Here is a 13,642-nt window from a genome sequence, read left to right on the forward strand (position 1 = left end):
GCTTACGGCTGCACTGCCTACGGCTGTACTGCTTACGGCTGCACTGCTTACGGCTGCACTGCTTACGGTTTCGGGGGCACCGTCGGCATTCCCAGGAACGGCAGCCGCAGCGCGCCGAAGGCGTCCGCGGGCACCGCCGGGTCACGGGGCGCGACCGGCTTCAGACGCTCGTACGCCGCTCCCGGCGCCGGACGCGGGTCCGCCTCGCCCTTGTTGGGCCAGTACGACATCGCGCGTTCGGCCTGGGCGGTGATGGTGAGCGACGGGTTCACCCCGAGGTTGGCGGAGACCGCGGCGCCGTCGACGACGGAGATGCCCGGGTGGCCGTACAGCCGGTGGTACGGGTCGATCACGCCGGTCTCCCGGGAGTCGCCGATCGGGCAGCCGCCCAGGAAGTGCGCGGTCAGCGGCGTTCCCATCAGCTCGCCCACATTGCTGCCCGCGAACCCGTTGATCTCCGCGGCGACGGCGGACGCGGCCTCGGACGCCGCCCTGATCTGCTTGGGGTTGGGCGCGCCGTGCCCCTGCCGGGCCGTCAGCAGGCCCTTGCCCGCGCCCTTCGGCTTCAGGTAGGTCGTCAGGGAGTTGTCCAGCGACTGCATCACCAGACCGATGATGGTCCGCTCGGACCAGCGGCGGTTGGAGAGCGAGCGGAGCACGAGCAGCGGGTGCTTCGCCGCGTTCGCCAGCCATCCCGCCACCCTCGACGAACCCTCCGCGTACGGGACCTGGAGGATGGACAGGCCGCCCATGGCGTTCGAGCCCTTGCCGTAGCGGACGGGCTCGATGTGGGTGTTCGCGTCCGGGTGGATCGACGACGTGATGGCGACACCCTGGGTGAAGTCGGCCCTGGGCGTGCCGTGTGCCTTGCGGTAGCGGCGGTCGTCGGTCTGCGCGCCCACCAGCGCCTCCGAGTTGGTGCGGGTCAGCTCGCCCAGCCTCGGGGAGAGGAACGGCAGTTGGCCGCCCGCCTTCATCCGGTGCAGCAGTGTCTGCGTGCCGTACGTGCCCGCGGCGATGACGACCCTGCGCGCCTTGAGCGTGCGCCCTTCGCCCTTGCGTTTCCCGTCCGTGGGCAGGGTGGCGACGGCGTATCCGCCCTGCGAGTCGTCGGTGACGGACACGACGGTGGTCATCGGGTGCACGACCGCGCCCGCCTTCTCCGCCAGGTACAGGTAGTTCTCGTTGAGGGTGTTCTTCGCGCCGTGCCGGCAGCCGGTCATGCACTCGCCGCACTCGGTGCACGCCTTGCGGGCGGGTCCGGCGCCCCCGAAGTAGGGGTCCTCCACCTCACCGCCGGGCCCGGCCTTGGCCGTGCCGTCCGCGTCCTGCCCGTCACCGAAGAAGACGCCGACCGGCGCCATGTGGAAGCTGTCGCCGACGCCCATCCGCTGCGCCGCCGCCTTGAGATGGACGTCGGAGGGGGTCATCGTCGGGTTGAGCCGCACGCCGAGCATCCGGCGGGCCTGGTCGTAGTACGGCTTCAGCTCCGCCTGCCAGTCGGTGATGTCCTTCCACTGCGGGTCCTCGAAGAAGGCCTTCGGCGGTACGTAGAGGGTGTTGGCGTAGTTCAGGGAGCCGCCGCCGACCCCGGCGCCCGCCAGCACCATGACGTTGCCCAGCAGATGGATGCGCTGGATGCCGTACATGCCGAGCGCCGGAGCCCACAGGTAGTTCTTGATGTCCCAGGAGTTCTTGGGCAGCGCGTCACGGGTGAAGCGACGGCCCGCTTCCAGTACGCCTACGCGGTAGCCCTTTTCGGTGAGCCTGAGGGCCGTGACCGAGCCACCGAAGCCGGAGCCGACGACGATGACGTCGTAGTCGTACGGGTCGCCTACCGGCGGTCGGGCAGAGTTCTCCTGCGACACGTGTTCTCCTCGCTGCGGGTCGTCCGTGGTTGCTCGCGCAGTTCCCCGCGCCCCTTGCGGGGCGCTAGCGCAGCCGGAGCGCCTTCATCACCCTCAGGCTGCGGCTCATGAACTGCGCGTACTTCTCGTCGTCCATGCCGAGCGAGGGCGCCATCGGCAGCAGCCGCTGCTGGGCGACGGTCTGTGCCTCGGTGTACTTGAGGATGCCCTCGGAGCCGTGCCGGCGGCCGAGGCCGGAGTCCTTCATGCCGCCCATCGGCGACTGGACACTGCCGTAGGCGGGCGCGTATCCCTCGTTGACGTTGACCGTGCCGGTACGCAGCCGCGCCGCGACCGCGCGTCCGCGCCGCCCGTCCTTCGTCCAGACGGAGGAGTTGAGGCCGTACGACGTGGAGTTGGCGAGTTCGACGACCTCGTCGTCCGTCTTGAAGCGGTAGAGGGAGACGACGGGCCCGAAGGTCTCCTCGTTGCAGACGGCCATGGGGGCTTCCACGCCGTCGAGGATGGTGGGCTCGTAGAAGTAGGGGCCGATGTCGGGGCGGGCGACGCCGCCGGCGACGATCTTCGCGCCCTTCGCGACCGCCTCCTCCACGTGCCGGGTCACGGTCTCCAGCTGCCGCTCCCCCACCAGCGAGCCCATGTCGGCGCCGTAGGCGAGGGAGGTGCCGAGCCGCATGGCCCTGGTCCGGGCGGCGAAGCGCTCCGCGAACGCGTCGGCGACGGACTCGTGGACGTACAACCGCTCGATGGAGATGCAGAGCTGCCCGGCGGAGGAGAAGCAGGCGCGAACGGCGCCCGCGGCGGCCTTGTCGATGTCGGCGTCCTCCAGGACCACCATCGCGTTCTTGCCGCCGAGCTCGAGGGAGACGCCGACGAGCCGGGCAGCGGCGCCCTGGGCGACCTCGCGGCCGGTCCGGGTGGACCCGGTGAAGGAGACGTAGTCGGCGTGCTTGACGACCTCGGGACCGACGACCGGACCGTCCCCGATGACGACCTGGAAGACCTCGGCGGGCAACCCGGCCTCGACGAGCAGGTCGCGCGCCCACAGGGCGGTGAGGCAGGTCTCGGTGTCCGGCTTCATCACCACCGCGTTGCCCGCGACGAAGGCCGGGAGCGCGTCGCCGACGGAGAGTTCGAGGGGGTAGTTCCAGGGCGCGATCTGGCCCACGACACCGCGCGGGTGGCGCAGTTCGGTGACCTTGGTGAGGGTGGGCATGGCCCCGGCGTGCCGCTTGGGGCTGAGGTAGGCGGGAGCCTTCCTGCCGTAGTGGCGGGCGGCCACGACGACGGCCTGTACCTCTTCGTGCGCGTGCAGCCGGGCCTTGCCGGTCTCCAGCTGGATGAGGTCGAGCACCTCGGCCTGGCGGGCGAGCACCAGGTCGTGGAAGCGGAGCAGGACGGCGGCGCGCTGCCGTACGGGCGCGGCACCCCAGGCGACCTGCGCCTTACGGGCCCGCTCGAAGGCCTCCTGTACGTCCTCGGGGGTGGACTCGGGCAGGTCGGCCAGCTTCTCGCCGGTGAACGGGGTGTGGTTGGCGGTCCGTCCGGAGCCGACGACACCCCTGGTGAGCTGCGCGACCAGCTCGGGCGTGACCACGTCGGCGGCGGTGCGGGCGCCCACGGGTGCGGGGGCGAGGGGGTTGGTGCCGGTCTTTTCCGACTTGACCGTGCCGGTGATTTCCGAGGCCTGCGAGTCCGTCATGAGGCGCAGCGTATGACGGAGCGCGGGCTTTGGGTACCCGTTGGTAACTCGCTTTCACCGACTGCACACACCGCGCCAGTGGTCACTGGCAGGGAACGCCCTGATCAGGGCGTTGTTCAAGCAGCCGGACCCAATCCGGGGCCGACCAGGTTGGTCAGCTCTCCACGTCCGCGCCACCCACGAACTCCGAGGTGTCGAGGTCGAAGTCGAAGGGCGGGGGAACATGCAAGGGCGTACCGAAGGTGACCGTGGTCCGCGACCGATAGCCCTTCGAGGAGGGGTCCCAGAACGCGGTGATCTCCCCCACCTGCATGTCCAGCACCAGATACACGGGGACGACGCGCCCGTACGTGTCCAGCTTGTCGAGCCAGTCGGCGTCCTTGGTGGACGCGGAGGTCAGCTCGGCGACTAGGGAGAGGGCAGCGCCGTCGGCGTGCCGGCCTTCGGCTTCGAAGGCGGTTTCGTCGGCGACAAAGAGGTCGGGCCCGAAGCCTCGCTCAGCAGGCGGAAACACGAAGAGGAATGGTGAGGTCTCCGCGACATGCCCTTCAGGCGCATGAGCCTCCACCTGGCTGCGAAGCCTCCGCATGGGACGCAGATAACGCAGCTTCGACCACGGCGACACGACGATCTTCCCCCGGATGAGTTCGGCCTTGTAACCCTCAGGCGTGTCCAGCTCCTCGACGGTCCGAAGCATGTCCCCAAAGGCTCCGGCCGAAGGAGCGTCTATGGCCGCCGGACGCTCGCTCATGATGGTCACCGCGGTCCTCCACCGATTACAGGGCGTGTCGCTGCCTCCACGGTAGCGCCGCGCGGATTGCGCCGCTCGCAACCGTGGACCCTCACGCCGCGGCCGCCTGGCCATCGGCCCACGGTCCCAGCTCGCACCACAGCAGCTTTCCACCCCGCCCAAAGAGGTCGCCGCCGAGCGGGTAGCCACCCCACGCATCCGCGTAATGACATACGAGGAACAGTCCGCGTCCGCCGCCAGCCGTGGCGGGGACGGGATGGAGTGGGGTGGGGTGCTCGTCGAAGGGGGGCGGAATGTGGGGGTTGGCGTCCCAGACGCTCACGCGGAGGCGGGTGTCGCCGAGGGCGCGGAGGCGGAGGGTGGCGGGGCCAGTGGAATGCTGGTAGGCGTTCGTCACGAGTTCCGAGGTCAGGAGTTCTGCGGTGTCGGTGAATTGGGTCATGCCGTGTCCGGCGAGTACTGCTCTGAGGGTGCCGCGGGCGATGTGCGGCGCGAGCGGATCGTGCGGCAACTGGAGGACGTAGGCCCAAGATGCGGACGGACCGGACTTCTGCGGGGATACGGTGACCATGAACGCCTCCTGCAGTGGGGGGATTTGAGTTCGCTCGACGGATCCGGGGCCGGGCGGTGGCATGCCGCGTGCACACGTGGGTGTCGAGTGCAGCGCAGTGCGCTTCCGGCTTGCCAGCCGGGTCAGTTGAGCGGCTTGAGACTCACCGTATCGACGTCCGTAGAATGGTTGCTACAGAATCTGCGGATGCATCCGACGTTCCACTCGTGTGAGTGACCGCGCACGGCCCACGACAAGGAGCGGAAGCACATGCCGCCACGGCAGACCCCAACGGCACGCCAGCTCCGGCTGGGAGTTGAGCTCCGCAAGCTGCGTGAACGCGCGGGACTCACCGCCCGCGAAGCCGGCGAGATGATCAGCGCCAACCAGGCACGGATCAGCAACATCGAGACGGGCCGCTTCGGACTCAGCGAGCAGCGCATCCGAACCCTCGCCCACAACTACGACTGCACCGATGAGCCCCTAGTCGACGCCCTCGTCGCCATGGCGGCCCACCGCGAACGCGGCTGGTGGGAGGAGTACCGGGACACCCTTCCACCTCGCTTCCTGGACCTCGCGGAGATGGAGCACCACGCCACCGCCCTGCGCGTGGCCCAGGTCATCAACATCCCCGGACTGCTCCAGACCCCGGAACACGCCCGTACGCTCTTCCGCCAGGTGGTCCCCACCCTGCGTCCGCACCAGATCGAGTACCGCATCTCCCACCGGATCAAGCGCCAGGCCATCCTCTACCGCGAGCAGCCATCGCCGTACACCGCGATCATCCACGAGGCCGCGCTGCGTATGCAGTTCGGTGGAACCGAGGTGGCCCGGGCGCAGTTGAAGCACATCGTCAAGGTGAGCGAACAGCCCCACATCACCGTCCGGGTCATCCCCTTCGACGGGACCGCATTCCCCACCGTCGGCCATGGGCTCGACTACGCCTACGGACCCGTACCCGCACTCGACACGGCTCAGCTCGACGCCGCCTACGGAAGCGAACTCATCGACACTTCAGCGCAGTTGACTAAGTACCGACTGGTGCTTGACCGCATGGAGAAGGCCACCCTTGAAGCGGATGACTCCCGCGACCTCATCGACCGCATCGCCCACGCAACGTGAAGGATGACCGTGACTGAACTGAACTGGCAGAAGTCCACGTACAGCGAGGAAGCCTCCTCCTGCGTCTACCTCGCCACCACCCCCACCGGAACCATCCTCCTCCGCGAAAGCGACGAACCAGAGACCATCCTCACCACTGGCCCGGACCAACTCGGTGCCCTGATAGCCACCCTGCGACCGTAAGACGGACGGAACCCATCCCGCCTGAAGGCGAAACAACCCCACCAGTACTCCCACCGATGGGCTGCTCTTCGCATCGTCAATAGCTACCTCGGCTCGACCGCCATCGATCCGACCGGCACCTCCGACATCTCGGGCCAGGGCAGCCCACGCAGTCCGCAAGATCTCGGGGCGCGCGCACGACCGCAGTCAGTCACCCTCCAGATGCAACTCCAGCAACGAATCACCCATGCACCTCTCCGCGAGGGTCTTGATCCGATCCAACTGAGCAATGTTCGACGTGGATTCCGTCCGCCCCCGAAGCAGGTCGACCTCTTGCACGAACTGCTCCATCTGCTGCGCTGTCAGGACCAGCGACCCATAGGGGTCTACCCTTTGCAACATCGGGGTATCGCTTTCCGCGCACATCCGAGAGAAGGAATCCGCGCCGTCCGGAACAATTTCAACGACCGCCATTTGACGCCTTTTCGGACTCGTCCCTTTTTGGTTTATCTGCATAAGAATGACATCAACGCCCATGCTTGCATCTTAAGGTATGGGCGTCGATATAGGGGCAGGGCAACCCTCCCGAGGTACCCTGCCCCCATCAGTCCGCCAAAATCAGAGCCGAATCGCCGACAGAATCACCTCAGTCGGACGGGAAGGCACTGATCACCTTATGGTCGCGCACAACGACCCGAATATTGAACTGGTCCTCCCCTGCCGCAGTCTTTCCGATCGCGGTCGGGAAACGATAGGTATACGCCCCATCGGTCGTGTCATCCCCCAGGGCCCTGTTGATCATCTTCTGAATCTTGGCTTTGCTGGTGGTGTTGAACTTGCTCTTGTGTGCCCACTTGGGATCGTTCCTGTTGACGTGGCGGTCCCAGATGTGATCCCAGCGCCCCTTTGAAATCGGAACCGAGCAACTCGCGTTGTGGACAAGGACGGGAGCCGAGCCCGCCAGCACGTAGTACGTGTGCAGGTTGGCAACAGTGAGGTTGTGCACCGTCGCCCGCTGCACCGTCCACCGCTTGACCGCGGTGATCTGGACTCGGGTTCCGGCGGTGAGGCGCAGCGACTCCCCCGGCTCCAGGTCGGCAGCATCAATCCATCTGCCGAGCTCCGGTACCCAGAAAGGGTGACCATCGGTCGCGGTGACCGTGGACGTCTTATTGCCTGTTTCGCCGTCTACGTCAAGGCTGATCTTGACTAGGTGCTTGAGGCCGGTGCCCTTGATCTCGGCCGTGACCGTCTCGACCCTCGTCTCACCGGTCTCGGGATCCGTGGCCAAGATCTTGTCGCCGATGTCGACGTCCTTGATCGCCTTTGTGGTGCCATCGGCCATCTGCACCCTGGTGTCGGGCGTGAAGCTATTGCACTCCTCGGCTGCCTTCGTGGCTTCCTTCGCGACCTTCTTGGCCCTGCGCCACCCCTGGAAGTCGTCCCAGAGCTTCTCGCCCAAGCCAACGATCCGCTTGCCCACGGCATAGGCCTTGTCGACCCGCCACCCGTACTTCGCCACCAGTCGGCCGATAGGGCCACCACTGATGAGCGAGCTCACCACGTTGAGCGCAGTGTTGCCGCACGAGCCGAGATTGCCCGTGGTGAAGCAGTCAAGGGCGTCGGTGATGCCGAGTTCGTCGGCGATGATCTTGGCGAGTTCCTTGGCGATGTCGATCGCGCGCTGCTTGGCGGCGTCCTCCTTGGCGCGGGCCTGTTCTGCCTTTGCCTTGGCAGGCGTGTCGACACTGCCGCCGCCATTGCCTCCGGAACCGGAACCGTCGCCGCCTGTGCCTCCGCCACCCTTGCCGGCCTTGTTGATGGTGTCGATGGTGTCCTTGGTGCAGCTGTAGTTGGACGGGCCGCAGCTTTCGAGCCCCGAGGGGTCACTACGAGTCACCGGGCTGTTGTTGGCGTAGGCGTAGCCGTTGATCTGCTGCGGGTCGCCGTAGTCGATGATCGGGTCGGCCGAGATGAAGCGGCCGGTGTCGGCGTCGTACTCGCGTGCCCCGAGTGTGACGAGGCCCGTGGACGCCTGGATGGTGCCGCCCACGAAACCCTTGTCGTTGACCCATGACGCGCCGGAGGACGACGACTGGTCGCGGGTGTTGCCGAACGGATCCGTGCGTCGGCGTGAGGTCGCGCCCGTCTTGGCGTCGATGGAGAGTTCCGCCGTGCCCTGGTGATCCGCGCCGAGGAAGTGCACCCCGCTCGCGTCCCGCATCGCCACCGTGGTCGGACCGAAGGTGTAGTAGCGGGTCGCGGTCACCTTGGACGTGGCCTTGTCCAGGTGGAGTTCCGTGCCGGGCAGGTAGACGGTCTTCTCGGTGGGGGTGTCCCGCAGGATGCGCTCACCCGAAGCGTCGTACTTGTACGACGTCACCTTCCCGTCGGCATTCGTGACCTGGGTCAGCTCGTTCTGCTTGTCCCAGTCCAGGGTCTGCGTGTCACCGGACAGGACCCGCGTGTGGGTGTTGCCCGAGATGTCGTAGGTGTAGGTGCCCTGGGACGTGACCTGCGGCGTGGTGCTGGTGGCCGCCGTCTTCTCGACGACCGACGAGACGGTGTGTGGACCGGAGTCCGTGCCGTTCGGGCCGGAGCCCTTGGCGTAGGTGTAGTCGCGGGTCGAGGTGCCTGCGCCGTTCAGGCCGTGGCGCACCTCGCTCTTGCGATTGCCGATCGAGTCGTAGCCGTACTCCGTCCAGTAAGGGGAGACTCCGCCGACCGTCGAGGCCGACGCGCCCGAGGAACAGGCCGCTTCCGTGCTGCCGGTTCCCGAGGCACCGCCGGGCGTCGTGGACGAGGTCCACGCGTCCGTCAGGCGGCTCAACCCGTCGTAGGTGAAGCACTGCACATCACTCGTGCCGGCGCTCGGGGTGTCGGCGATGGAGAGGATGTTGCCGCTGGAGTCGTACGTGTAGTCCGCGTCGTACGCCGCGCTCGCTCCGCCCTCGACCCTGACGTTGGAGTTCTTGAGCCGGTCGGTGCCTGCCTCGTAGTTGTACGACAGCCAGGTCTTCTTGTCGCCGCTGGCGCCCGTGTACAGCTCGAGCTGCTCCAGGTTGGATGTGGGCGAGTAGGTCACGTCCGTGACGTAACTGAGGCCGCCGAGCGAGGTGGTGAGGCCCGACAGGCGCTGCAGGTCGTCGTAGCCGTACTTGATCGCCTCAGCCGGCAAGTCACCTGCCGCAGGCAGCCCCTGACCCTGCACCGAACTGTCGTCGTTGTACTGGGCCGTGTACTCGTACGTGCCGCCCAGCTGCGGCTCGGCCGTCTTCGACAGGGTGAACTTCGTCGAGGTCGGCTTGTAGTCGTTGTCCGCGTCGAGGACCGGGTAGATCACCGACGAGTAGACCGCGCCGTCCTTGTACGTGTACTTGCCGTACAGCTCCCCCTTGAAGATCGTGTCGTACTTCGTCACCGACAGCTTGGTGCCGGTGTCAGCCTCGCCCTGCCAGGTCGAGATCTCCCGGCCCAGTTCGTCGTACTTCGTCGACGTCTTGGTGCCGTTGAGCGTGACCGATGTCGGACGGTCCATCGCGTCGTAGGTGAGCGTGGAGGTACCGGTGTCGGGGTCGACGGCCGTCTTCTTCCGCCCCAGCTGGTCGTACTCGTACGACCAGACGTTCCCGGCGTCGTCCGTCACCTTCGACAGCTGGCCCGAGGGCGTGTAGCCGTACGACGTGGTGACCGCCGCGCCCCCGGTGGGGTACTCGATTCGCGTCGTCGCCTGCCCCCGCGCGTCGGACACGACCGTGGTGGCCGACTGCCCTGCCGGCGGGTTCGCCGTGATCCGGTCGCCACCGTACGTGTACGTGGTGCGGTACTTCTCCGTGCCCGCGACCTTGAAGATCGATGCCGTGGCGCGGCTCGCGCCGTCGTACTCGGTGACCGTCTGCGCGTCCACGTCCGAGTTGAGGGGCTGGAAGAGCGTGGAGGACGGGGCTCCGGAGGTGTAGTAGGTGTCGTTGACCTTGGCGACGCGGTTGGAGCCGTCGTAGATGGTGTCGGCGACCATGCGGCCGCCGCCGTCGCCCTCGGTCTGCTGCTGGCGCGGGCGGAGCAGGCCGTCGTAGAGGGTCCACTCACTGCCGTACGAGGTGCCGTCGTTCTCGATCTTCTGGGTGTGGACCGCGGTCGGGCCGGAATCGCCGCGGATCAGATAGTCATACTTGATCGACGGGGTCAGACCGATGCGGTCGGAGAGCCAGACGGAGGTCAGGCGACCCAGGCCGTCGTAGGCCAGCTCCGTGCGCTTGCCGTTCTCGTCGACCTTGGCGCTCGGCAGGCCCCACTGGGTGGCGTACTCGGTCGAGGTCGTCCAGCCCAAGGTGTTGGTGACCGTGGACTTCGTGGCCAGGCCGTAGGCGTTGTCCGCGTAGACGGTCGTCGTGGTGTGGGTTTCCGCGTCCTTGACCGAGAGCGGGCGCCCGTAGGGGTCGTACGTCGTATCGGCGGACGTCTGGTACGTGGCCACCTTGCCGTCGTGGGCCGTCAGGCGCTTGGTGAGGGTCGGGTCACCCTTGGTCGGAGCCGCCCCCAGAGTGGTCGAACCGTCGTACAGGGTCAGGTCGTCGGAGATGACCTGGGTGGCGCGGTTGGGTGTCGTGGCGCAGTCCACGGCGACCGTTTCCGTGCGCGAGACGTACGCGTACAGGTGGGCGCTCGCGTTGTCTGCATACTCGGTACGTGTGCACTGGTTGTCGGCGACGCCGACCTCGCCGTCGTCGTCGACCTGGGTGATACGGCCGGTCGTGTCGTCGTACACGTTGGTGGAGCGGGTGTTGCGCCAGTCGCCCGTGGTGAGTGCCGTGTAGGAGTTGGTGGTCCCCTTCTCCACGTAACGGGCTTTGCGCGTGCCCCAGTCGTGGGTGTCGGTCGCGGTGACCGCGGACCACGGCTCGGTGACGGCCTTCTCGGTGATCTTGTCACCGTTATAGGTGACCGTCTCCAGCTCGAAGCCGGCCTTCCAGTCCGAGTCCGTGTACGACACGCCGTTGGTGTCGGTCACCGTCGCGGGGCGGGTGGCTCCAGTCTTGTCGACGTCGCCGTCGAGGCCACGGAAGAAGGTGTGCTCGGTCTTGGTGTTGGAGGCGGAGTTGGTGCCGTCGGAGGTCTCGACGCGGACCTTGCCGTAGCCGCGCCAGTCGCCCCACGTGCGGTACTCGTCCTTGGTGATGCCATCGGCCTTGGCCTTGCGCCAGCCCGCGTCACCCAGGTACGTGTACGAGGTGACCTGATCCGGGTTGCCGCCGGTCAGGTCCTGCTCGACGACCGACGCGACGACGTACTTGTGGAACCAGTCCACGATCGGGTCGGTGACGCCCGGAGGGGTCCACTTCACCGGGAAACAGCGCTTGGCCGAGGAGTCTTCGGTCGGCAGGCTGCTCGGCGTGCACTGCGTGTCGGCGTAGTTGACGCTCAGCTTGCCGCCCGACTCGCTCACCACTGCGGAGAGCCGGAAGCGGTAGAAGGGCTGCAGGTTGTCGCCGCTCACGTCGACTCGGTTGGCGAGCTGCTTGCCGTAGAGCTCGACGGACGGCACGGAGGCGTCGGTGCCCACCTTGCCGGTGTGGGTGATGTTGTTCAGCCACAGCGACTTCGAGGCGTCTCCGTTGTCGGTGAAGATGTGGGAGACGCTCCACTCGTCGACCGGGGTGTATATGGAGTCGCCGGTCCGGATCTGCGTCGTGATCTTGGTGAGCTTCTTGCGGGTCCAGAAGGTCGGCGAGTTCTGACCGGCACACTTGGTGTCGGCCTTGCAGTTCTGGTCCCAGGGAATGTCCGGCCAGTCGGCGGCCGTGGAGTCCTTGAGCGCGTCGACCGAGCAGTCGGTCAAGGACCCGATGCAACGCTCGGCAGTGGTGAAGGCGACCTGGGCGGCCGGCTTGGTGGAGTACGCCTTGCCCACGCGCTGGCCGTAGTCGATACGCTTCAGGTAACCGCCGCGGACGTAGGACTTGCCGTTCTCGGTGGTCTTGAGGCCCTGCGTGTAGTAGTTCGTCTCCTTGCCGTAGAAGTACGACATGACGTTGCCGTGCGGGTCGATGACGTGGTCGAGGTTCCAGCGCCAGGCCTGTGTGCAGTACGCGTTGGCGAAGGTGGCGTTGTAGCAGGGCTCGCCCGAGTCGTCGCCGTAGACGGGGACGGTCCAGGTGGAGTCGGTCTCCTCGTTGCCGCTGGCGTAGCCGGGCAGCCGGTTCAGACCGAAGAAGTACTGGGTACCGTCGCCGGTCGTGATCTTCCAGTATTCGCCGTTGTTGTCGCCGTTGGTGGCGTCGGTCAGGTGCTCGACCTTGGAGTTGTCGTCATTGCTGATCCGCCACTCGCCCGTGGTGTCGTCCTTGACGATCTCACCGGAGGTGCCTCCTGTGAGCGAGAGCGTCGCGTTGTCGAACGCCCAGCACTGGTCGCCGAGATTGGAGGCCTGACCGTCGTCGGCGCAGCTCTTGTAGCTGCGCTCGATGTAGCCGGGATCGTAGGAGAAGCCCTGGCCGACCCACGAGCCCTGATTGTTCGTGGCCGCGGTCTGGCCGTCGATTGACTGGGAGTTGTAGCTGAGGCCGACCGGGGGCTGCAACCCGCCCGGTACCGGCGGCGTAGTCAGGGGGTACGACCAGGTGAACGCGCCCGAGCTGGTGTCGACACCCCACTCCGAGGACGGAGCCAGGCTCGTCGCCTTGTAGTCGCCCTGTCCGCCGCCGCTGCTCGCGGTGGCCGCCAGCACCGTCGCCGAGGTCGCGTTGGCCGCCTCGGTCATCATCTGGGTCGTGGCGCCCGTGGTGTCACGGGCTGCGGCAACCTTCGCCGTCAGCGTCTGCTTCGCCGCGTTGTTGCTGCTCTTCAGATTGGTCGGCGTCGAGCAGCTCTTCTTCTCCGGCGTGGTCAGCACACACTCCGGGTACTGCACGAGCCGCAGCCGGGAGCCGTAGCCACCGCCGTAGGCGTCCGCGAAGTCCGAGTAGTCCAGGGTGACTTGCGCGTCACCCTGGACGCTCTCGCCGTCTGTGCGGGCCACGGTGAACAGGACCCCGTCCACACCGGCGGCCTGGGCTGCCTTACGGCCCAGCACCTCGACACGTACAGACTCCGCGCTCTTGTCTCCACCAGCAGCCTTGGCCGTCAGGGGCAGGTCCGCGGCCTTGGCCGCCTTGCCTGAGAGGTCGATCTCGGCGCTGCCCGCCTTGGGCCAGTGGACCTTGTCGGCTTGCTTGACCGCGGCCTTCTTCGCGGCGTTGGCCTTGTTGTACGTCTTGGCCTTGGCATTCTTCCCGCGGACCGGGGCGTCGAGATCGGTCTGGGTCTTCGGCTTGGTCTGGCCGGTGTCGGCCACGGCATCCGTAGGGGTGTACTGCGGGAGCAGACCTATGGACAGCGCCAGACCGAGGACCAGCGCGGCGCGGCGTCGGCCGCGGCGCCGGCCCGGTCTGGCAGACCGGAACCAAATAGGCAGGGGCATGACATCTCCATCGGAATCGGGGGATGCG

The 13,642-nt window shown here is 67.1% G+C and carries 8 protein-coding genes; 2 read left to right on the forward strand and 6 right to left on the reverse strand.

Annotated features, from left to right (window positions below; translation table 11 throughout):
- Positions 1–62: 62 nt before the first annotated feature.
- From ACIRA5_RS12505 to ACIRA5_RS12520, 4 genes are all read right to left on the reverse strand, one after another.
- Complete coding sequence (locus ACIRA5_RS12505; RefSeq protein ID WP_403690116.1) at positions 63–1,868, reverse strand: GMC family oxidoreductase N-terminal domain-containing protein; 1,806 nt, start codon at positions 1,866–1,868, stop codon at positions 63–65.
- A 64-nt stretch (positions 1,869–1,932) separates the two neighbouring features.
- Complete coding sequence (locus tag ACIRA5_RS12510) at positions 1,933–3,570, reverse strand: succinic semialdehyde dehydrogenase (protein WP_403690119.1); 1,638 nt, start codon at positions 3,568–3,570, stop codon at positions 1,933–1,935.
- A 154-nt stretch (positions 3,571–3,724) separates the two neighbouring features.
- A complete protein-coding gene (locus ACIRA5_RS12515) occupies positions 3,725–4,321 on the reverse strand; it encodes a Uma2 family endonuclease (RefSeq protein WP_403690703.1) in 597 nt (198 codons plus the stop codon).
- A 91-nt stretch (positions 4,322–4,412) separates the two neighbouring features.
- On the reverse strand, positions 4,413–4,892 hold the full coding sequence (locus ACIRA5_RS12520; RefSeq protein WP_403690120.1) for an ATP-binding protein: 480 nt from the start codon (positions 4,890–4,892) through the stop codon (positions 4,413–4,415).
- Between the two features lie 249 nt (positions 4,893–5,141).
- Here ACIRA5_RS12520 and ACIRA5_RS12525 point away from each other — a divergent pair, with 249 nt between their 5' ends.
- Positions 5,142–5,993 (forward strand): helix-turn-helix domain-containing protein, encoded by an 852-nt coding sequence (locus ACIRA5_RS12525; protein WP_403690122.1) that lies wholly within the window; start codon positions 5,142–5,144, stop codon positions 5,991–5,993.
- Positions 5,994–5,996: 3 nt separating this feature from the next.
- Entirely contained in the window at positions 5,997–6,176 is a 180-nt protein-coding gene (locus ACIRA5_RS12530) for a DUF397 domain-containing protein (protein ID WP_403690124.1), read from the forward strand.
- A 186-nt stretch (positions 6,177–6,362) separates the two neighbouring features.
- Here the strand turns inward: ACIRA5_RS12530 and ACIRA5_RS12535 are convergent, their stop codons facing one another.
- Together ACIRA5_RS12535 and ACIRA5_RS12540 are read right to left on the reverse strand one after the other, a co-directional pair.
- Positions 6,363–6,692, reverse strand: coding sequence for a hypothetical protein (locus tag ACIRA5_RS12535; protein ID WP_403690125.1), 330 nt, complete (start codon positions 6,690–6,692; stop codon positions 6,363–6,365).
- A gap of 109 nt (positions 6,693–6,801) precedes the next feature.
- The gene (locus ACIRA5_RS12540) at positions 6,802–13,614 is read right to left on the reverse strand and encodes an RHS repeat-associated core domain-containing protein (RefSeq protein ID WP_403690128.1); all 6,813 of its coding nucleotides are present in this window, start codon (positions 13,612–13,614) and stop codon (positions 6,802–6,804) included.
- Positions 13,615–13,642: the final 28 nt, after the last annotated feature.

This window comes from Streptomyces sp. NPDC096311 (assembly GCF_044763085.1).
GTDB lineage: Bacteria > Actinomycetota > Actinomycetes > Streptomycetales > Streptomycetaceae > Streptomyces.